This is a genomic window from bacterium, from assembly GCA_024742285.1.
In the GTDB taxonomy this organism is placed as follows: Bacteria; Myxococcota_A; UBA9160; order UBA9160; family UBA4427; genus UBA4427.
Genome location: JANSYR010000001.1, coordinates 227,973 through 247,066, shown reverse-complemented (window position 1 = coordinate 247,066; position 19,094 = coordinate 227,973). Strand labels below are relative to the sequence as shown.

Annotated in this window: 20 protein-coding genes and 1 pseudogene; 8 read left to right on the top strand and 13 right to left on the bottom strand. The window is 69.4% G+C overall.

The features are described 5' to 3' along the window. Position 1: 1 nt before the first annotated feature. Complete coding sequence (locus tag NXI30_01095) at positions 2-1,357, top strand: DUF58 domain-containing protein (protein ID MCR9092787.1); 1,356 nt, start codon at positions 2-4, stop codon at positions 1,355-1,357. 13 nt (positions 1,358-1,370) lie between these two features. On the opposite strand, the gene NXI30_01090 is transcribed toward NXI30_01095, so the two are convergent. The 3 genes from NXI30_01090 to NXI30_01080 form a co-directional block, all read right to left on the bottom strand. Beyond that, positions 1,371-1,727: a hypothetical protein gene (locus NXI30_01090; GenBank protein ID MCR9092786.1), complete on the bottom strand. Its 357-nt coding sequence runs from the start codon at positions 1,725-1,727 to the stop codon at positions 1,371-1,373. Between the two features lie 197 nt (positions 1,728-1,924). Continuing rightward, positions 1,925-3,385 carry an adenosylhomocysteinase gene (ahcY, locus tag NXI30_01085; protein MCR9092785.1) on the bottom strand — a complete coding sequence of 487 codons (1,461 nt, stop codon included), beginning with the start codon at positions 3,383-3,385 and terminating at the stop codon, positions 1,925-1,927. Between the two features lie 293 nt (positions 3,386-3,678). Beyond that, complete coding sequence (locus NXI30_01080; GenBank protein ID MCR9092784.1) at positions 3,679-4,113, bottom strand: hypothetical protein; 435 nt, start codon at positions 4,111-4,113, stop codon at positions 3,679-3,681. Positions 4,114-4,818: 705 nt separating this feature from the next. On the opposite strand from NXI30_01080, the gene NXI30_01075 reads away from it, so the two are divergent. After that, positions 4,819-5,550 (top strand): tyrosine-protein phosphatase, encoded by a 732-nt coding sequence (locus tag NXI30_01075; GenBank protein MCR9092783.1) that lies wholly within the window; start codon positions 4,819-4,821, stop codon positions 5,548-5,550. 30 nt (positions 5,551-5,580) lie between these two features. Here NXI30_01075 and NXI30_01070 read toward each other — a convergent pair whose 3' ends face one another. The 4 genes from NXI30_01070 to NXI30_01055 form a co-directional block, all read right to left on the bottom strand. Then, positions 5,581-6,558 carry an Hsp33 family molecular chaperone HslO gene (locus tag NXI30_01070; protein MCR9092782.1) on the bottom strand — a complete coding sequence of 326 codons (978 nt, stop codon included), beginning with the start codon at positions 6,556-6,558 and terminating at the stop codon, positions 5,581-5,583. A gap of 40 nt (positions 6,559-6,598) precedes the next feature. Continuing rightward, positions 6,599-7,093, bottom strand: coding sequence for a dihydrofolate reductase (locus NXI30_01065; GenBank protein ID MCR9092781.1), 495 nt, complete (start codon positions 7,091-7,093; stop codon positions 6,599-6,601). Next, positions 7,094-7,936: a thymidylate synthase gene (locus tag NXI30_01060; GenBank protein ID MCR9092780.1), complete on the bottom strand. Its 843-nt coding sequence runs from the start codon at positions 7,934-7,936 to the stop codon at positions 7,094-7,096. It lies immediately after the preceding gene. A 118-nt stretch (positions 7,937-8,054) separates the two neighbouring features. Further along, positions 8,055-8,249, bottom strand: a complete 195-nt coding sequence (locus tag NXI30_01055) for a PTS sugar transporter subunit IIA (protein MCR9092779.1) — start codon at positions 8,247-8,249, stop codon at positions 8,055-8,057. A gap of 271 nt (positions 8,250-8,520) precedes the next feature. Here NXI30_01055 and NXI30_01050 point away from each other — a divergent pair, with 271 nt between their 5' ends. Further along, positions 8,521-9,087, top strand: a complete 567-nt coding sequence (locus NXI30_01050; protein ID MCR9092778.1) for a hypothetical protein — start codon at positions 8,521-8,523, stop codon at positions 9,085-9,087. 24 nt (positions 9,088-9,111) lie between these two features. On the opposite strand, the gene NXI30_01045 is transcribed toward NXI30_01050, so the two are convergent. From NXI30_01045 to msrP, 4 genes and pseudogenes are all read right to left on the bottom strand, one after another. Next, a complete protein-coding gene (locus NXI30_01045) occupies positions 9,112-10,323 on the bottom strand; it encodes a TraB/GumN family protein (GenBank protein ID MCR9092777.1) in 1,212 nt (403 codons plus the stop codon). Between the two features lie 125 nt (positions 10,324-10,448). After that, a pseudogene (locus NXI30_01040) lies at positions 10,449-10,643 on the bottom strand (cytochrome P450). Positions 10,644-10,658: 15 nt separating this feature from the next. Next, a complete protein-coding gene (locus tag NXI30_01035) occupies positions 10,659-11,243 on the bottom strand; it encodes a sulfoxide reductase heme-binding subunit YedZ (GenBank protein MCR9092776.1) in 585 nt (194 codons plus the stop codon). A gap of 20 nt (positions 11,244-11,263) precedes the next feature. Continuing rightward, positions 11,264-12,241: a protein-methionine-sulfoxide reductase catalytic subunit MsrP gene (gene msrP, locus NXI30_01030; protein MCR9092775.1), complete on the bottom strand. Its 978-nt coding sequence runs from the start codon at positions 12,239-12,241 to the stop codon at positions 11,264-11,266. Between the two features lie 234 nt (positions 12,242-12,475). Between msrP and NXI30_01025 the strand changes: the two genes are divergently transcribed. Beyond that, positions 12,476-12,865 (top strand): exosortase system-associated protein, TIGR04073 family, encoded by a 390-nt coding sequence (locus NXI30_01025; protein ID MCR9092774.1) that lies wholly within the window; start codon positions 12,476-12,478, stop codon positions 12,863-12,865. Positions 12,866-12,882: 17 nt separating this feature from the next. Here NXI30_01025 and NXI30_01020 read toward each other — a convergent pair whose 3' ends face one another. Together NXI30_01020 and NXI30_01015 are read right to left on the bottom strand one after the other, a co-directional pair. Beyond that, positions 12,883-13,554, bottom strand: a complete 672-nt coding sequence (locus tag NXI30_01020) for a hypothetical protein (protein MCR9092773.1) — start codon at positions 13,552-13,554, stop codon at positions 12,883-12,885. A 17-nt stretch (positions 13,555-13,571) separates the two neighbouring features. Beyond that, positions 13,572-14,177 carry an LPP20 family lipoprotein gene (locus NXI30_01015; protein MCR9092772.1) on the bottom strand — a complete coding sequence of 202 codons (606 nt, stop codon included), beginning with the start codon at positions 14,175-14,177 and terminating at the stop codon, positions 13,572-13,574. 237 nt (positions 14,178-14,414) lie between these two features. Between NXI30_01015 and NXI30_01010 the strand changes: the two genes are divergently transcribed. The 4 genes from NXI30_01010 (at position 14,415) to NXI30_00995 (ending at position 19,082) form a co-directional block, all read left to right on the top strand. Continuing rightward, positions 14,415-15,056, top strand: a complete 642-nt coding sequence (locus tag NXI30_01010) for a penicillin-binding protein activator LpoB (protein ID MCR9092771.1) — start codon at positions 14,415-14,417, stop codon at positions 15,054-15,056. Between the two features lie 40 nt (positions 15,057-15,096). Next, a complete protein-coding gene (locus tag NXI30_01005) occupies positions 15,097-16,533 on the top strand; it encodes a hypothetical protein (protein MCR9092770.1) in 1,437 nt (478 codons plus the stop codon). Next, complete coding sequence (locus NXI30_01000; GenBank protein MCR9092769.1) at positions 16,533-17,585, top strand: LPP20 family lipoprotein; 1,053 nt, start codon at positions 16,533-16,535, stop codon at positions 17,583-17,585. Before NXI30_01005 ends, NXI30_01000 begins: the two co-directional genes overlap by 1 nt. A gap of 303 nt (positions 17,586-17,888) precedes the next feature. Then, positions 17,889-19,082 (top strand): serine protease, encoded by a 1,194-nt coding sequence (locus tag NXI30_00995; GenBank protein ID MCR9092768.1) that lies wholly within the window; start codon positions 17,889-17,891, stop codon positions 19,080-19,082. Positions 19,083-19,094: the final 12 nt, after the last annotated feature.

Here is a 19,094-nt window from a genome sequence, read left to right as displayed (position 1 = left end):
CATGAAGACGACCCAGCGCAGACCGAGCCCCGCGGCCCTCGTGGTCGGCGGCGCGCTGTGGAGTCTGGCTCTCGCCGTCGAGGGGGTCGGGCTCGTACAGGGCGCCCCGCTCGTGTTGGGGGCCGTCCTGGCGCGGACCTTCGTGCTCGCGGTCGTGCTCCTGGCGGGGCTCGCGCTGTTCGTCGACCTCTTCCTGCTCGACCGTGTCGAAGCGCCACGCTTCCGACGGGCGCTCCCGCGCAGCCTGTCCCTGGAGGCGTGGAGCGACGTCGGCGTCGAGCTCCGGACCCGGGGCTTCACCGGCTCCCGGGTCGAGCTGATCGACGGCGTGCCGACCTCCGCCGAGGTCTCCGGTCTGCCGTTGGCCCTCGACCCGGAGCGCGGCGAGCTCCAGCGCGCGGTCTATCGCGTCCGCCCCCTCGTGCGGGGCGACGTGGTGTTCGAGGCGGCGACGTTTCGCGCGCACACGCCGCTCGGATTCTGGCGCTACACGGCCCGCCTCGGGGAGCCGGCCTCGATCCGGGTCTATCCGAACTTCGCGGCGACGACGCGCTTCGACGAGCTCGTCCAGGCGGCGCGCACCCGGGACGTCGGGATCAAGCGACAACGCCTGCGCGGCGAGGGCCTCGAGTTCCACCAGCTCCGCGAGTACCGCGCCGGCGATTCGATCCGCCAGATCGACTGGAAGGCGACGAGCCGCAAGCGCGAGCTGATCAGCCGGGAGTACGAAGCCGAACACGACCAGCGGATCGTGTTCCTGCTCGACTGCAGCCGACGCATGCGGACCAAGGACGGCGACCTCTCCCACTTCGACCACGGCTTGAACGCGATGATCCTGCTCGCGCACGTCGCGCTGAAGGGAGGCGACGCCGTCGGTCTCCTGAGCTTCGGCGAGGAGCGCCGCTGGACGCCGCCGGCGAAGGGCGCGGCGACCGTGAGCCAGCTGCTGCACCGCGTCTACGACCTCGAGCCGACCACCCTGGGCGTCGACTTCCGCGGCGCCGCGGAGGAGCTCGGCCGGCATCAGCGAAGGCGTTCGATGGTGATCCTCCTGACGCACCTGCGTCCCGAGGACGAGCCGGACGTGCTGCCTGCGCTCCGGCTGCTGCGGCGTCGCCACTTCGTCCTCGTCGCGGACCTGCACCCGATCGAGCTCGACGAACGTCTGGCGCGCGATCCCGAGGATCTCGGCGAGGCGTTCACGGCGCTCGGCGCCTGGGACGCGCTCCTCGATCGCAAGGCGATGCACGATCGGCTGCGCGCGGAAGGAATCCGGACCCTCGACGTCTCGCCGGCGACGCTCGGCCCGGCGCTCGTCAGTCGATACTTCGACGCGAAGCGCGGCGGCGGGCTCTAGCGCTCGTCGCGGCTCACGGAACGAGCAATCGCCAGAGGCCGACCGCCGTCACCAGGATCCCCAGCACGATCACCATGAAGCCGGAGCCGCCGATCGCGCCCCAGGCGTAGACGCCGGCTCGCTCTTCACGCGGGATGAGTCCGTGATGTGCGGTCGGAGAGAGCCACCACCGGTCGGGCAGTCGATCCGCGCGAACGAGCGAGCGGTAGAGCACCCAGTGGTAGACGATCGCCGTCGGGATCCCGTACCCGAAGCCGATCGCGGAGATCGCGACACCACCCCAGACCATCGCCTCGGCCCCAGCGTTCGCCGCCCAGGCAAGGACGCTGAAGAGGATCACGATCCCGAGACTGATGAAGGCTTCGAGCATGGTGGCTCCGAGAGGGACACCCGGGGCCTATCGGCAGTTCGGAGAGGCGACTCGAGCCCCCGGCGCCAAGCGCAGAAACGCCGGAGAACCGAGGTCCTCCGGCGTTTTCGTTGGCAGCACCGAAAGTCGTGTCGCACGACCCCGATCACCGAGGTCGCCGTTCGCCTCGACGCCCCGAAGGCGTCACGGCGCTTCTCTCAGTATCGATAGTGCTCCGGCTTGTACGGCCCATCGATGTCGACGTCCAGGTACTCCGCCTGCGCCGGGGTCAGCTTCGTGAGCTTCACGCCGAGCTTGTCGAGGTGGAGTCGCGCGACCTCTTCGTCGAGCTTCTTGGGCAGCACGTAGACCTTGTTCTCGTACCGGCCGCCGTTCTCCTGGAGCTCGATCTGGGCGAGCACCTGATTGGTGAACGAGGCGGACATCACGAAGGACGGATGGCCCGTGGCGCAGCCCAGGTTGAGCAGCCGGCCCTCGGCGAGGACCAGGACGCTGTGGCCGTCCGGGAACCTCCACTCGTCGTACTGGGGCTTGATCTCGATGCGCTCGATGCCCGGGATCTTCTTGAGGCCGGCCATGTCGATCTCGTTGTCGAAGTGGCCGATGTTGCCGACGATCGCCTTGTCCTTCATTCGCGCCATGTGATCGGCGGTGATGATGTCGAAGTTGCCCGTCGTGGTGACGAAGATGTCGGCGGTCTCGACGACGTCCTCGAGGGTGGCGACCTCGTAGCCCTGCATCGCGGCCTGGAGCGCGCAGATCGGGTCGATCTCGGTCACGATCACGCGGCAGCCCTGGCCCCGCAGCGACTCGGCGGAGCCCTTGCCGACCTCACCGAAGCCGCAGATGACGGCGACCTTGCCGCCGAGCATCACGTCCGAAGCGCGCATCAGGCCGTCCGGCAGGGAGTGTCGGCAGCCGTAGACGTTGTCGAACTTCGACTTCGTGACCGAGTCGTTGACGTTGATCGCGGGGAAGAGGAGCTGTCCGTTCTTCTCCATCTGGTAGAGGCGGTTCACGCCGGTCGTCGTCTCCTCGGAGACGCCGCGCATGGTCTCGGCGGTTCGCTTCCAGCGCGTCTTGTCCGACGCGTTGATCGACTTGAGGGTCTCGAGGATGACGCCCCATTCCTCGGAGTCGGTCTCGGGGTTGAAGTCCGGGAACTTCTCGGCGGTCTCGAACTCGAGGCCCTTGTGGATCAGCAGCGTCGCATCCCCGCCGTCGTCCACGATCAGCTCCGGGCCCGAGCCGTCCGGCCACTGGAGGGCGACGTCGGTGCACCACCAGTACTCCTCGAGGGTCTCGCCCTTCCAGGCGAAGACCGGGACGCCCTTGGGATCTTCGGGCGTGCCGTCGGGACCGACGACGACCGCGGCGGCGGCGTGGTCCTGGGTCGAGAAGATGTTGCAGGAGACCCAGCGCACGTCGGCGCCGAGGGCGGTCAGCGTCTCGATCAGGACCGCGGTCTGGATCGTCATGTGGAGCGAGCCCATGACGCGGACCCCGTTCAGGGGCTTGGTCTTGCCGAAGCGTTCGCGCAGGGCCATCAGGCCCGGCATCTCGTGCTCGGCGAGCTCGATCTCCTTGCGACCGAAGTCGCAGAGGGTCAGGTCCGCCACCTTGAAGGCGGGCGCGTCTTTGGAACTCGGAAGGGCCATCGGCTCGGATCTCCTGGTCCTCGTCCCTGGCGGGGAGGGGACCTGTCGCGGACAGCGGGCAGTCGCTGTGCCGGATGAATATCTGAATATGCGGATAAACTGGTATATAGATTGAGGAGCGTCAACCGTCGGGGCGAGATTCCGGGAAAAAGATTGCCATGGCGGGCACATGCAGCCCTTCGTGCGATCTGCGAGCGCGTTCGCAAATCGGCAGAATGGCGACCGCGCGCTGGCCGCCGGTCCGCGGCCGGGACCGCGGTCGGGGCCGGAGCCCGGCCGGGGACGGAGTCGGTCTAGGGGAGGACCGCGGCGACGACGAAGGCGGCGGCGGCCAGCGAGAAGAAGACCGCACCGACGAGCCAGCGCAGCGTCTTCGTCTGCGAGACGACGGCGTTCTCGAGCCGTCGCTGCTGCTCGGAGACCTGGAGCAGCGAGTCCTGCAGCTCGGAGAGCGTTCCGAGCTGCTCCTCGATGTCCCAGAGCTGGGTCAGCCGCTGGTCGACCGTATCGCTTCGATTGATGAGCTCTGCATGGCTCCGCTCGAGCTTGGCTTCGACGGAGACCAGCGCCTGCAACATGGGCTCCACGATCACCGCTTCGATCGCTCGGGTGTCTACGGCGGGTGTCGGAGGCGCGGGCGCGACGACGCTCTTCGCTCGCTCGGCGAGGCTCGGGCGATCGGGCGCGGTGGGTACCGGCGGTCGGGTCTGGGCGTCGGGCGGGGCCACGTGGGTCTCCGGCGCCGGCGGCGGTGTCGAAGCCGCCGGCGAATCTTGATGGCGGCGGCCGAGCGCGATGCGTCGCCAGAACGACGGCCTCTGGCTCTGTGCCTTCTGGGTTCGGGGGCCTCGATCTCCGGGCAGCGCGACGCCGCGGGACTCGGGCTGCGTCCGAGATGTCGGGGTCTCCGCGTCCGAAGGCGGTGGACCACCGGGCGGGGTCGTGAGCGAGTTCGCGAGGCCGGTGGCGGCCGTGGCTCGCGGTGTGGAGGTCGTCGCGGGAGGCGTCGAAGGTGTCGTGCCGCTGGTCGACGTCAGTCCACCGCCGAGGGCCGCGCTTCCGCCGTCATCGTCGCTGCGGCTCTCGTCCGTGCGATCACGCAGGATCTGCGCAGTCGTCCCCTCCGACTCGCTCACGCCGAACTCCCTTCGTAGCGGGGCGGAGACGGCGTCGTCATCCGGAAGGACGAGCTCCGCCGACCGATCCGAAATCTCCGCACCCCGCGGACTCGATACCGTGTCCGCCATGATCCCCCCGACAGCCTCCGCACCGTCTCTCCATCATACAGCGAGATGCGCAAGCGCGAACCGGCTCGGCGAGGCGCCTTCGCTTCGGCATCGACGATTCGTCCGGGCGCGTGCGCACGCGAGGTCGAGCGGGGCCGCAGGTCGCGATGCTGGTTTCCGAATCGACCGTGGCTAGACTCCCGCGCCGTGAACCGATCCATCGACCTCGACGGCTGCGTGAACTTCCGTGATCTCGGGGGCTACCCGACCCGCGACGGTCGAACGCTGCGCTGGCGGCGACTCTTCCGCAGCGATGCGCTCCATGCCCTCTCCGAGTCCGACGTCGGTCGGCTGCGTGACGAACTGTCCCTCTCCGACATCGTGGACCTGCGATCGACCCATGAGCTCTCGAACGAGGGCCGCGGGCCGCTCGAACACGAGCCGATCGCGTTCCACCACAACCCGCTCTTCGACGGAGACCCTTCGACCGCCGAGCGAAGGCGCGCGGACGAGATGTCCCTCGGCGAGCGGTACGTCGGGATGATGGAGTTCGGGCACGAGAAGATCGTGAACGCGGTTCGCCTGCTGGCGCGGGCGGAGCAGGGCGCGGTCTACCACTGCGCCGCCGGCAAGGATCGGACGGGCGTGATCTCGGCGATCCTGCTCGGGACCCTCGGCGTCGACGACGAGCTGATCGTCGCGGACTACGCGCTCTCGGGCGAACGGATCGACGCGATCATCGATCGTGTGATGAGCATGAAGGGCTACGCAGAGACCCTGAAGGACATGCCGGCGGACACGCTCCACGCGAAGCCCGAGTCGATGGAGACCGTGCTCGCGCTTGTCGGGGACCGCTGGGGCTCGATGGGCGAGTACCTGCGGATCGGGGGCCTCTCCGACGCGGATCTCGAACGTCTGCGGGACCGCTGTCTGGAGTAGCGCGCGGCGCGCGACCGATCGGGCCCGTCGCTAGCGGGGCGTGGCTTCCGCTTCGACCCGGAGCAGCGTCGCCACCTGGTCCGGGCCGAGGTCGTACTGCTTGCCGCAGAAATCGCACACGACCTCCTGCGAGGAGGCCGTCGCCACGAGCTCTTCGAGTTCCCTGCGATCGAGGAGCGCCAGCGTCCGCAGCGCGCGCTCGGCCGAGCACGGACAATGGAAGCACGGCGTCATCGTGTGCCGCGCGCGGGTCCCGAGTCCGATCATCAGACGATCGACGAGCTCGTCGGGCTCGAGGGGCGAGCGGAGGAGCGTCGCCAGGCCGGGGAGGCCCTGCACGTTCTCCTCCACGATCGTGAGTTCCTCGTCCGAGGCGCCGGGCAGCGCCTGGATCAGGAAGCCGCAGGCGGCGACGTCGGTCATGCCCGGGCCGAAGGCGACGCCGAGCCCCATCGCCGACGGTGTCTGTTCGCTCTCGGTCAGGTAGAGCGTCAGGTCGCCCGCGACTTCGCCGGACACGAGCGGCACGGTTCCCGTGTAGGGCGAGCGCCAGCGGGGGCGGTGTCGCACGACGTTGAGCGGCCCCTGGCCGATGGAGCGCGCGATGTCCGGCGTTCCATCCGAGAGGACCCGGGAGTGCTCCGGGTGCTGCACCGTTCCGCGCACGCGAGCGCGGGAGTCGGCGATCGCCGTCAGTGAACCGAGGGGACCGTCACCGCGAAACTGGAGCTGGACCGACTCGACGTTCGGCTCGTCGGCATCGTCCGGCGCGCTCCCGACCGCGATCAGCAGGGCGCCCATCATGGCGCGACCGAGCGCGTCCCCGGCCGTCGGCGCGTAGCGCCGCCGACGCAGGGCTTCGCCGACGAGCTCGCTCGCCACGAGGACCTTGATCGCGATCGTGCCGCCGTCGGAAATCGTGCGGACCAGGCGATCGGCGCCGGTATGCGGGGAGGCGACGAGGCGCGTCGAGTCGACGCGGTCGTCGCCGTGCTGCGGGGAGTCCATGCCGCGGACCATAGCGGCTCGGAGGTGTCGATCGCGTCCGCTAGCCCCGGCGCTCCCAGGTCTCGATCACGAACGCGTGTGCGTGGCGATCGTCGACATCGTGAGGCACGCGCCCGGTGCAGATCCAGTCCGCCGGGTCGAGCGGCGGAAAGAAGGTGTCGCCTTCGGGCTCGGCGTCGACGACGGTTCGCAGGACCCGGTCCGCGGTCGCGAGGGCGGCGCGATAGATCGCTTCGCCACCGGCGACGAAGCACTCGTCGTATCCGGCCGCGCGGGCCCGCTCGATCGCCTCGTCGAGGTCCGCCACGAAATCGACGCCCTCGACCGGCGCGTGTTCATTCCGGGTGAGCACGAAGTTCGCGCGTCCGGGCAGGGCCTTCCCGATCGAGTCGAAGGTCTTGCGCCCGTACACGAGCGCCTGCCCCATCGTCGCGCGCCGGAAGAACTTCTGGTCCTCCGGCAACCGCCACGGGATCTCCCCGTCGTTCCCGATCACGCCGTTCCGCGCGACCGCGACGATCAACGAGATCCGCATCTAGACCGCAATGGGGGCGCTGATCTTCGGGTGCGGATCGTAGCCCTCGAGCTTGAAGTCCTCGTAGGTGAAGGCGAAGAGGTCCTTCACGGCGGGGTTCAGGGTCATCGTCGGCAGTGGCCGCGGGTCCCGCGTCAGCTGCTCGCGCACCTGGTCGAAGTGGTTCTGGTAGATGTGGGTATCGCCGAGCGAGAGGACCAGCTCGCCCGGAACGAGGTCCGTCACCTGGGCCATCATCATCGTGAGCAGCGCGTAGCTCGCGATGTTGAAGGGCAGGCCGAGGAAGACGTCGCAGCTCCGCATCGTCATCATGCAGTGGAGCTTCTCGCGCTGGACGTTCCACTGGACGAGCAGGTGGCAGGGCGGAAGCTTCATCGCGCCGAGCTCGCCGACGTTCCAGGCCGAGAGGATCAGGCGCCGGGAGTCGGGGTGGGTTCGGATCTGCTCGACGAGGTCCGCGAGCTGATCGATCTCGACCGCTTCGTCCGAGTCGGCCCCTTCGGGCGCCGCCGCACGCCACCGGCGCCACTGGGCGCCGTAGACCGGTCCGAGGGAGCCGTCTTCGTCGGCCCATTCGTCCCAGATGGTCACGCCCGCGTCGCGCAGCGTGTTGTTGTTCGTGTCGCCGGCCACGAACCAGAGCAGCTCGTGGAGGATGCTCTTCGTGTGGACCTTCTTGGTCGTGATCAGCGGGAAGCCGCCGCCCTCGGCGGGAGAACGCGCCGGGTCGAGGTCGAAGCGCAGCTGCCGTCCGAAGACGGAGCGTGTGCCGGTGCCCGTCCGGTCTTCCTTGTCGACGCCGTTCTCCATGATGTCGCGGAGGAGATCGAGGTAGCTCTGCATGTCGGTCGGACTCGAATCGACGGGGTGTTGACTGGGGGGAGACCCAACGTAGCGCGGCTGGGCCTCGGGCGGGTCCGCCCTCGGTGGCCTCGTCCATGAAGTCGTTGAAATGCCCGCTCTATTCGCCGTGCAGGAGCTCGTACGCGTGCGCGGGGCTCTGCGAATCGAAGCGCCTCTCCTGGAAGGCGGGGTTCGAGCCGACCGTGCGGCCGAGGGAGGCCAGGGCCTGGAGATGCCGGTTTCGCTCGTCCGGGCTCGTGCAGAGGAGGACCATGCAGTGGACCGGTCGCCCGTCGGGGGTGTCGAAGGGCAGACCCTCCCGGTCAGAGTCTTCACGAAGGCGCCATTCGAGCGGGTCTCGCGGACGATCGCGACGATCGTCGCGGGGGCCGTCGCGACCGACGCGGCGCCGGCCGCGCTTCCCGCCAGCAGGACGATGGCGAGGAGCGGGAGCGGTCCCGCATCACACAGGGGTTCGAGGGCCGTCGACATGCCGCGAAACAGAATGCCGCGGATGGAACCCGTCGGGCCGGGGCCGCGATAGGCTAGGGCGGACGTCGGCTCCCTGTCGGCGGGGAAAGTGCATGACCCACTTCGAATACATCGCCGTGCTCGTGTCGCTGGTCCTCGCGATCGGCCTCAGTCACGTGATGGCGGCGATCGCGGAGCTCCTCCAGCGGCGCGAGGCCGTGAAGTTCGACTGGCTCCATGCTGGTGCGACGGGCCTGCTCGTCCTGCTCCTGACCCAGTTCTGGTGGGGCTTCTGGAACTATCGCCTGGTCGAGGACTGGACCTACCTCACCGTGCTGATCGTCCTGACCCCCGTCGCCACGATCGTGACCGCCGGCTTGATCCTGGTTCCGCGTATCGGGGCGGGATCGCCGAACGAGCGCCTGGACCTGGGCGAGCACTACCTCGACCACCGCGCGGGGATCTACGGGATGGCCGCGCTGACCTTCGTGTTCTTCGGGATCGCGGACGTGTCGATCAACGAACACCCGCTGATTCACGCCGAGAACGCGATCCGCGGGCTCGCGATCGGGCTCTGCGTCGCGGCGGCGCGGATCCGCGACCGCAGGCTCCACACCCGGATGATCGGGATCGCCTACGTCCTGATCGCGGTCTTCCTGTTCGTGGCGATCGAGCGCTGAAGACCGATCGCGACGAGAAGATGCTCAGGACGTGCCGCCCACGAGGTTGCTCAGGACTTCGAAGCCGCCGGTGTAGGTCCCGATCAGGCTGCCGATGGTGGTGAGCACGAACACGAGGAAGATCCGCATCAGTCGGCTCTGCCACCAGCGCTTCGGGGCCGCGAGGTCGTCGCCCACGGAGCCGAAGTCCGCGACCCGCGGCGGTGCGGCCCAGAGCTGGGTGAAGGCGGCGACGTAGCCGGCGCCGATCAGCGGCGTGAGGCTCGTGAACGGCGCGGCGAGCGCGGCGGCGACGATCGTCGCGGGATGGCCGAGGGCGATCACCGCGCCGACGCCCGCCGGGACGGCGTTCGCCAGGAACCAGATCATCGCGTTCTCGCCGGCAGCGGCGGCGCCCTGGGTCCAGCCGATGGCGGCGATCGAGGCGACGATCACGAGCGGGATCGCCCAGCCGACGACCTTCCAGAGGCCGCTGCTCTCGGGGATCTCGCAGATCTCGTCCAGGTCAGCCCGCTCGTCGCGGAGCAGCCGGCCCTTCATTCCGTCGACGTGTCCCGCGCCGACGACGGCGACGATCCGTTCGCCCTCGGTCTCGAGGATCTCGTGGGCGAGGTACGCGTCGCGCTCGTCGATCAGGACGCGCTTCAGGTCGGGCATCATCCGCCCCAGCTCGCTCATGACCTCGGTCACGACGTCCTGCTCGCGAATGCGCGCGAGTTCTTCCTCGGAGACCTCCGTGTCCTCGAAGAGCGACGCGACGAGCTCGGTCAGCAGGCGCAGGCGCTGGCCCCAGCCGAGGCTCTGCCAGGCGCGGCGCAGGGTGATGCGGACGTCGCGATCGCAGAGCGAGATCGGGATGTCGTGGTCCTTGGCCGCGCGGGCCGCCTCCATCAACTCGCTGCCCGGGGTCACGCCGAGCTGGAGGCCGAGGCGACGCTGGTAGGACGCGAGGATCAGGTTCAGCATCAGCGTCGCGAGCTGCTTGTTCTTCAGTACCTCGCGGAGATCCTGCTCCTGGAACTTCTTCTCCTGGGAGAGCGCCTCGTAGCGGCCTTCGTCGAGCTCGATGCAGACGGCGTCGGGCTTCTCGCGCTCGATCACCAGGCGGACGAGGTCCACGGATTGCTGGGAGACGTGGGCCGTCCCTACGAGATAGAGCGTGCGCCCACCGACCTCGACGATGTGGACGTCGGATTCGTTCCCGACTTCGGCGTCGGGCTTCGGTTCGTCGCTCATTCGGATGGGGCTCCGGGGGAGGCTGGGGGCGAAGGGCCCAGAGAATGCGTTCCGCGCACGCGCGGGGCAAGCGCTCTCATCGACCGTCCGGTCAGCCGGGTGTAGCCCCCCGGAACGGGCGACTTCGCGTGCAGCCGGACCGGGAGCCCGGTGAAGCCCTTCACGAAATTGGAGCGGACGCGCACGGGCTCGCCCGCGACCTCGACCATGCGGTAGCGCTGCATGATCTCCTCCCAGAGGATTCGCAGCTGCATCTCCGCCACGCGGCTGCCCACGCGGAGATGATTGCCCCAGCCGAAGGAGAGGATGGCCCTCGGGTTCCGCTGCCCCGTCGATCAGGCCGTCCGGGACCGGGCCCGCCAGGCGAGCCGCGCGGCGAGGAGGCCCGCCAGGAGGACGCCGTGGACGATGGCGGGCCGGTAGTCGGCCTTCACCAGCCAGAAGTGGTGCAGGACGGCCAGGGCGCCGGCGCCATACACCGCACGGTGGAGCGTGACCCAGCGGGCGCCGAGGCGCTTGATCCAGCCCCGGGTGCTCGTGAAGGCGAGGGCCAGCAGGATCACGAACGCCGCCATGCCCGCGGTCACGTAGGGGCGCTCGATCACGTCGTCGATGATCGCCGGCACGTCGAGGCCCAGATCGAAGATCGACCACGTCGCGAGATGGGCGAGGGCGTAGGAGAACGCGGCCAGGCCGAGGGTGCGGCGGAGGGGCTGCGCCCAGTGCCAGCCCAGGAAGCGGCGCGCCGGGGTCACCGCGAGCGAAAGCAGCAGGAAGCGCAGGCCCCACTCCCCGGTCACGTGGGTCAGGTCGTCGACGGGATTCGCGCCGGGGCCCTCCGTCGCGAAGCGGAGCCCGAGCCCGAGGGCCGGGAGGAGCACCACGACGATCGTGATCGCCTGCAGTCGGAAGCGGGTCATGGTGCGGACACGCTCCGCCGTCAGAACGAGCGCCGCAGGTCCATGCCCGCGTAGAGCGAGGCGACCTGCTCGCCGTAGCCGTTGAAGGGCAGCGTCGGCTGCTTGCGGAAGTTGCCGAGGCGTCGCTCCCGGGCCTGACTCCAGCGCGGGTGCGAAACTTCGGGGTTCACGTTCGCGTAGAAGCCGTATTCGGAGGGCTGGAGCATGTTCCAGCTCGTCTTCGGCTGCTTCTCGGTGAGCGTGATGCGCACGATCGACTTGATGCTCTTGAATCCGTACTTCCACGGGACGACGAGACGGATCGGCGCGCCGTTCTGGTTCGGGAGGATGCGCCCGTACATGCCGACCGCGAGGATCGAGAGCGGGTTCATCGCCTCGTCGATGCGGAGGCCTTCGCGATACGGCCAGTCGATCACGCGGCGGCGCTGGCCGGGCATCTGCTCCTCGTCGACGAGGGTCTCGAAGGCGACGTACTTCGCCTTGCTGGTCGGCTCGAATCGCGCGATCAGTTCGCCGAGGGAGAGCCCGATCCAGGGCACGACCATCGACCACGCCTCGACGCAGCGGAAGCGGTAGATGCGCTCCTCGAGCACGGCCGGAGCGATCAGGTCCTCGAATCCGACCCGGCCGGGCTTCCCGACCTCGCCGTCGATCACGACCGACCAGGGCTCGGGGCGGAGCGTATGCGCGTTCGCCTTCGGGTCGCGCTTGCCCGTGCCGAACTCGTAGAAGTTGTTGTAGCTGGTGGCGTCGTCGTAGCTCGAGACCGTGTCCTCCGCGCGGAACCCGGGGTCTCTCGGGGTCTCGAACTGGAGCGCGCGAAGGCCCGACGCCTCCGGCGTCGCGGCTTCGGCCTCCGCCTCGTCGGCGCTGCAGCCCGCGAGGGCTGCGCCGATCGCGGCGGTCGCGCCGAGGCGCAGGACCTCGCGCCGGTTCATGAAGACCGCTTCGTCGGTGATCTCCGAACCGGGGAGGGAGGGCAGGTCCTTGTTGCGCACGTTCGCTTCTCCTCTTCTGCCGGCGACTTGCCGGTGGTGCCCGGCCCCATGGGGCGCGGGCGTCTCTCGTTCCGACGCTTCGAGGGATGATTCGTTCGACGGGCCGTCGGGGTTACAGCTTATCCCCTGCTTCGACGATGGGTTCGGTGACCGATGACCCTGCGCAGCGCGGCTGCGCGCCGGGGCGGGTGGCCGAGCAGAGGCCACGGACCGCGCCGGGACCGAGGAAGACCCGTGAGCCAGTTTTCGTCCACGACCCGCGCGCGTTCGCGCCGAGCCCTCGTCACCACTCTCCTGATCGCGCTGGCGATCGCGCTCGTCGTGCCCTCGGCCGCGTCCGCCCGGGACACCGCGGCGCGCAAGCTCGGCCGAGGCGTCTCGAACCTGACGCTGGGTGTGCTCGCGCTTCCGGGTCAGATGAAGGATACGACCGAGGACTCCGGCCCCTTCGTCGGGGCCACCTGGGGATTCGTGAAGGGCGTCGGATACGTCGCGGCGCACGAGGTCGTCGGTCTCTTCGAGCTCCTGACCTGCCCCTTCGAGACGCCGCCCGGCTACAAGCCCATCATGAAGCCCGAGTTTCCCTGGGAGTACTTCACCGAGCGCCGCGCCACGCGACGTTAGGCGGCCTCCGTCCGGCTTCAGCCCCGATCGTTCGGTCGCTTCGGTCCGCGCGTCCACTCCGCCAGGGGCTTCGCGAAGGGGAGGAAGCGTTCCTTGACCCGGTCGACGAGTCCCGGCGTGATCACGTCCTCGAAGTCGTCGAGGGTGAGCTCGAGCCGGACTACGCCCTCGCCGTGCTCGACGCCCGTCAGCCGCGTCTGGGGGGCGAGGCGCGGGAGCGGTACGTAGGTCCGGAAGAGCGCCGCCAGCCGGTTGCGGATGCCCAGGAACTCCTGGTGCTTCGGCTGGAGGACGATCCATCCTCGCGAGACCCTGACTTCCGTCTCGGCGCGACTGATCGGGAATCCGGCGACGTCGACCCGAAACTCGACGGACTGGTCGGTCAGCCGCAGCGCGAAGGGTGCCTTCGACCGGTCGAGCCAGCTGTCGATCTGTCGCTGGTGGAGGGTCAGGACCATTCGGGGCCCTTCGACCACGAAGCGCGCCGGGAGCCCGGGGACGAACTGGAAACGCCGCGCCTCGAGGACCAGGCGTTCGACGGGCAGCGCGAGGACGGCCATGCCGGCGAGCTCGAGCCGCGCGTCCTCGAAATGACCCCGGGCGCTGTCCGCGATCGCGCCGCTCCAGCTCACCCGGGCGGGCATCTCGAGGAAGGTGCTGATCACCTGATCGATGGCATCGGAGCGCATGGTGGATTCCCGGCCGGCTAGCGCGGTCGACTCGCTTCGGTGGTTTCGGCTTCGAGCGCGGCGAAGGCGGCCGCGGCGCGGGTGGCGAGGGACTCGCGGGCCGCCGGGGAGAGGCGCGGCGTGTCGCGCACCGTCTCCTCGATCCGGGCCACGTCCAGCGAGACGAGGGCGTAGGTCTCGCCACTGGTGGCCCGCCAGACCTCTTCGAGCTGGATCCCGCGCATCGAGGTGCTCGAGAGCTGGTGGACGATCGTGTCGAGGTCGCCGCTCCCGCCGCTTCGGTCTTCGAGGCGGACGAGGCTCTCGATGGTCACTTCGAGGCTCCGGGCGATCTCGGCGCGTCCTCGGGCGATTGCCGTCTCGCGGGCCGCGACGCGATTGCGATGCGCCGGGGCGGAGCCGACGCCGCAGACGATCCGTCGTGCGCGCGCCGGGTCGGACCAGTTCGCGCGGCACCCGGAGGTCAGCCATGCGGGTGCGTCGGCGAGCGATGCGGGTTTCGGGGGCCGTGTCGCGTAGCGCGACTTCGCGGGTGGTGCGGAGTTGGCACAGCCGATCGCGAGCGCGAGAGCGAATCCGATCGTGAGCCGGGCAACGCGATCGCTCTTCCCTCGGATCTTCATCGATGGTCCTCTCTTCGAGCGGAGCGGATCACGGCGTGGTCGCCGCCCGTCGTCCCCGTCCGCCCGCAGCGAGCCTGGAACCTAACCAGCGTCCCGCTCCACTGCATCGACGCGACGGCTTCGTCCGCCCTTTCGATCCACGAGTCGCCCGACGGGCCGTTGACCCCGGGGGCCCGAAGCAGGATCATCGGGTCCGATCGCAATTTCCGAGACGATATGAGGATAGGGGGAGATCCCATGCTTCGCGTTCCGTTCCGTTCTTCGTTTTCCGCTCGCGCTTCCCACGGCGCGCTTCGCCTCGGGTTGCTCCTCGTGATCGCCTTCGCCGTCGGCTGCGGCGGCACCACCGTCACTCGGACGGCCGTCGAAGAAGAGATCGATCTCTCGGGCCTCTGGAACGACGTCGACAGCCAGAAGGTCTCCGAGGAGATGATCACCGACTCGCTCTCGCGCTACTGGATCGAGGACTGGCGGGACCGCACGGGCCAGAGGCCGACCGTGATCGTCGGCGCCGTCCGCAACAAGTCGAGCGAGCACATCAACACGCGGACCTTCACCAAGGACCTCGAAAGGGCCTTCGTGAACTCCGGCCGCGTCCGGGTCGTCGCGGACAGCGGCGAGCGCGAGGGGCTTCGCACCGAACGCCTCGACCAGCTCCGCAACGCCACGATCGAGACCGCCAAGAGCATGGGCAAGGAGATCGGGGCCGACTTCATGCTGATCGGCGGCATCAACACGATCATCGACGCCGCCGACAACAAGCAGGTCCGCTTCTATCAGGTCGAGCTCGAGCTGATCGCGCTCGAGACGAACGAGAAGGTCTGGATCGGCCAGCACAAGCTCAAGAAGCTGGTGAAGAACCCCAAGTACCGCCTCTAGGCCCGCGCCTGCCGCTCCCCCCGTCCGCAGGACCGAGCCCATGATCCGCCGCCCGCTCGTCACGCTCCTCGCTTGCCTCCTGGTCGTCACCGCCTTCGGCTGTGCCTCGACCGGTCGCGTCCAGCAGCAGCTGGAGGCGCAGATGAGGCTCGGGGACTACGCGACGGCGGTCCAGACGGTCGAGACCGAGCGGGAGCGGGCCTATCGCGGCAAGAACCGCCTGCTCTACTACCTCGAGCGGGGGATGCTGCTCCACCTCTCGGGTCGGTACGCCGAGAGCAACGCGGCGTTCGAGAACGCCAAGCAGGTGGGGAGCGAGCTCTACGCGGCGAGCATCACCGGCACCGGCCTGTCGCTCATGACGAACGACTACGCCCTCGACTATGCCGGCGAGAACTTCGAGCGCACGCTGATCCATCTCTTCTCTGCGCTCAACTACGAGCAGCTCGGCGAGGTCGACTCGGCGCTGGTCGAGATCCGTCAGGTCGGGGACTACCTGCGGAAGCTCCAGGTCGACTCGACCAACGACAACACCTACCAGGAAGACGCCTTCGCCCGATACCTGGGGGCACTCTTCTACGAGCTCGGCGGCGAGTACGATGCCGCCCTCGTCGACTACAAGAAGGCGCTCGACGCGTACGACACCTACGCCGAGCACTTCGCGGTCTCGCGCCCGCCCTCGCTCTTCGCGAACGCCGAGCGCGTCGCCGGGCGGCTCGGACGCTGGGCCCGGGACGATCTGCGGGATCGCGGAAGCAGCGGCGTCGCGCGCGAGATTCCGGACGGCCACGGCGAGCTCGTGATCCTCCACTACAACGGTCTCGCTCCGATCAAGGACCAGGAGATGATCGTCCTGCCCTTCAACGAGGCCTGGGCGATCGTCCTCGCGCTCCAGCTGATCGGGGACGACCAGGCCCAGCAGCAGATCGCGCGGGCGACGACCTACATCTCGATGCTTTCCGGGGTCGACGTCGTCCCGGTCGCATTCCCCAAGTACGTCTCGCGGCCCTATTCGATCGCCGCGATGGAACCCCGACTGGCCGCCGCGACACAGATCACCGGGCCCGAGCTGGTGGAAGACATCGGCGCCATCGCGGAGAAGGACCTCGCGGATCGCCGCGCACGGATCTACGCGAAGGCGGTGGCCCGGGCGGCGATCAAGTACGCCATCCAGAAGGGGGCCGAAGAAGCGGCGCGCCAGGCGTCGAACGGGGATCAGAATCAGGCTCTGCTCGTGGCGGGGACCCAGCTCCTCGGCACGATCGGGCGCTTCGCGACGGAGCAGGCGGACAAGCGGGTGTGGTCGACGCTGCCGGACGAGATCTGGATGACGTCGATGATCGTGCCGGCCGGTCGACACGACCTCGAAGTCGACTTCTTGACGGCCCAGGCGGGACTCGTCGAATCCCAGAGCGTGAGCGGCATCGAAGTGCCCGCCGGCGGCCGGCGTTTCGTGATCCTCCGGACGGTGAAGTGATGATGACGACGAATCGACTCGTAGGATGGCTGACCCTTCTGTTCGTGACCGCGGCCGTGGGCTGTGCGGGGACGGGCGGCACGCCGGGATGGGTGAACGGCGAGCGTCCCCCCGAATACCCCGAGCGCCAGTACGTGGCGGCGATCGGCCTGGGCGAGAACCTCTCAGCCGCGCAGATCGCCGCGAAGGGCGAGCTCAGCCGGGTCTTCTCGGCGAAGCTCGCGTCCGAGATCGAGCTGATCGATCGCGAGAACGTGGTCGACGGCGTCGCGAACGCGAGCTCCGACCTGCTCGATACGACCCGGATCACGACCGACCTCGAGCTCCAGGGAGCCGAGGTCCCGCTCCACTGGCGCGACCCGAGAACCGGCGAGATCTGGGCCTTCGCCGTGCTCGAGCGGAACAAGGAATGCCTGCGGATCCGCAGCGAGGGGCGCGATCTCCTGACCGAGCTCGACAGCCACGTCGGGGTCGCCCGACGGGATCCGAATCCCCTCGTGGCGATCCGCGCGTCCGTGGACGCGGTCCGCGTGGGCGCGGAGCTCGACGGGCTCCAGGCCCGGAGTCGCGTCCTCGGGACCCAGTGCGCCCCCGCACGATCGATCTCGACCGGCCAGCTCAAGGGCGAAGCCGCCGAGCGGTTGGCGGCGCTCTCGTTCGTGGTTCGGACCGCGGACGTCGATCCGCGCTCGGGTCGCGCGACCGCCGAGCTTCCCCAGCTGCGCGAGCAGATCGCCGGCAACCTGAGCAAGCTCGGCTTCCAGGTGGGCCCCGCCAGCGGCGCGCGGGTCGTGCCGGTCAACGCCCGGCTTCGGCTCTCCCGCGTCGAGCGCGGGACCGAATGGGTCGAGTACCGCTATGAAGGCTCCGCCGAGGTCATGAGCCCGGTGGCGGGCGATCCGGCGACGATCGTCGTCGAGACCTCCGGCGCCGAGAGTCATCCCGAGCCGTCGAGCGCGCGCCTGCGGGCCCGGCGCGCCGGAGAGCGGGATCTGGCGCACCAGCTCGATCAGCGCATCAAGGCGTTCCTCGAAGAGAACACCCCGGACTGAGCCCTCGCGGGGCGGGGGGGCGACTTCCCTCCATGGCGCGGGGTGCGCGCCCCGGAACCCGATCGGCGCCGCGCGGCACTTCCGACCGACCGTGTGAACCCGCTTCGCCGGCGGGGTGGGCTCGACCTGCGAGCCCGGCACGGACGAGCCGGCCGCCGAGCCGGTCCGAGAGTCCGATGGTCGTGCGCCCGACAGGCGGGGGAGCTATCTCCCCGACGACCCGGCCTACGCGGGCGCCGAGCCCGGGCGAGTCCGGGATCCGTGAACGAGCGGGCGCCACGCAGCGAACAAGAGAGGTGAGTGATGGGGATCGAAACTGGAAACCGGAATGGGGTGCTTCGCCTGCGGAGTCTGCTCCTCTGGGCCGGGGTGCTCGCCGGAGCGCTGTTCGTCGTCGCGACATCGGCGCAGGCCTTCTCCGCCGCCAGGGTCTATCGCGAGGCCGCGAGCTCGGTCGTGCTGATCTTCGGATTCGAGGACAGCGGGGCCGGCAGCTCGGGAACGGGCTCGATCCTGACCCGGGACGGGCTGGTGCTGACCAACAACCACGTGATCGCCCGGGGTGAGAGCGGGAAGCTCTACTCGAACCTCGTCGTCTATTTCAAGCCGAATCCGATCTCCGGAGACAACCGGAAGGACCTGACGAAGCCCTTCCTGGTCGACGTGATCGCCCGCGACGCCGAGCTCGACCTCGCGCTGCTCCGCGTGAAGAACGCGCCCCCCGGTCTTCGCCCGCTCCCGATCGGGAACTCGGAAGAGGTCGACATCGGCGAGAACGTCGCGGCGATCGGCCACCCGGGCGGCGGCGGTCTCTGGACGCTCACGACGGGCACCGTCTCGAGCAAGCGGCGCGACCAGAAGCGCGACATCTTCCAGACGGACACCGCGATCAACCCCGGCAACTCCGGCGGTCCGCTCCTCGACGAGTACGCCCGGCTGGTCGGCGTGAACACCTTCGTGCGCCGCGTGAACGAGCAGGGCCTTCCGCTCGAGGGCCTCAACTACTCGCTGCGCAGTTCGCTGGCGCTCGCCTGGGTGAATCGCCAGGGGGCCGGTCGCGTCGGCGCCGTCTCCCGCGCTTCGGCCCAGGCGCCGACCCCCGCGCCGGCCCCGCGTTCGGAGCCTGCGCCCGCGCCGCGTGCCGAACCCGCGCCCGAGCCCGCCCCGCGTGCGGAGGCCACTCCGGAGCCCGAGCCGGCCCCGCGCGGCGACGTGGCGCCCTCGCGCATGCTCGGCGACCAGCCGGAGACCGCTCCGGAGGCGCCGCCCGCCCCCGCCCCGCAGCGCGCCGAGACGCCCCCGCCCGCGCCCGCCGAGCCGGAAGCGCGCGAGTTCGTCGCGCCGGACGGAACGCGCATGTATGGCGTGCCGAATCTCGAGAACGACCTGAACGACTCGCTGATGCAGGTCCGCGAGGCGTACGCGGAGCTCACGAAGCGTCGCGACAAGTCGATCAACGAGATGGAAAAGCTCTTCGACGACTACGACAACTTCTAGCCTGTCGCAGCG

Bases quoted from the DNA above. Each gene is read 5' to 3' on its own strand.
- NXI30_01095 (MCR9092787.1), top strand. From the start codon at position 2: ATGAAGACGACCCAGCGCAGACCGAGCCCCGCGGCCCTCGTGGTCGGC.
- NXI30_01090 (MCR9092786.1), bottom strand. From the start codon at position 1,727: ATGCTCGAAGCCTTCATCAGTCTCGGGATCGTGATCCTCTTCAGCGTC.
- ahcY (MCR9092785.1), bottom strand. From the start codon at position 3,385: ATGGCCCTTCCGAGTTCCAAAGACGCGCCCGCCTTCAAGGTGGCGGAC.
- NXI30_01070 (MCR9092782.1), bottom strand. From the start codon at position 6,558: ATGGACTCCCCGCAGCACGGCGACGACCGCGTCGACTCGACGCGCCTC.
- NXI30_01065 (MCR9092781.1), bottom strand. From the start codon at position 7,093: ATGCGGATCTCGTTGATCGTCGCGGTCGCGCGGAACGGCGTGATCGGG.
- NXI30_01060 (MCR9092780.1), bottom strand. From the start codon at position 7,936: ATGCAGAGCTACCTCGATCTCCTCCGCGACATCATGGAGAACGGCGTC.
- NXI30_01050 (MCR9092778.1), top strand. From the start codon at position 8,521: ATGACCCACTTCGAATACATCGCCGTGCTCGTGTCGCTGGTCCTCGCG.
- NXI30_01045 (MCR9092777.1), bottom strand. From the start codon at position 10,323: ATGAGCGACGAACCGAAGCCCGACGCCGAAGTCGGGAACGAATCCGAC.
- NXI30_01035 (MCR9092776.1), bottom strand. From the start codon at position 11,243: ATGACCCGCTTCCGACTGCAGGCGATCACGATCGTCGTGGTGCTCCTC.
- NXI30_01020 (MCR9092773.1), bottom strand. From the start codon at position 13,554: ATGCGCTCCGATGCCATCGATCAGGTGATCAGCACCTTCCTCGAGATG.
- NXI30_01015 (MCR9092772.1), bottom strand. From the start codon at position 14,177: ATGAAGATCCGAGGGAAGAGCGATCGCGTTGCCCGGCTCACGATCGGA.
- NXI30_01010 (MCR9092771.1), top strand. From the start codon at position 14,415: ATGCTTCGCGTTCCGTTCCGTTCTTCGTTTTCCGCTCGCGCTTCCCAC.
- NXI30_01005 (MCR9092770.1), top strand. From the start codon at position 15,097: ATGATCCGCCGCCCGCTCGTCACGCTCCTCGCTTGCCTCCTGGTCGTC.
- NXI30_01000 (MCR9092769.1), top strand. From the start codon at position 16,533: ATGATGACGACGAATCGACTCGTAGGATGGCTGACCCTTCTGTTCGTG.
- NXI30_00995 (MCR9092768.1), top strand. From the start codon at position 17,889: ATGGGGATCGAAACTGGAAACCGGAATGGGGTGCTTCGCCTGCGGAGT.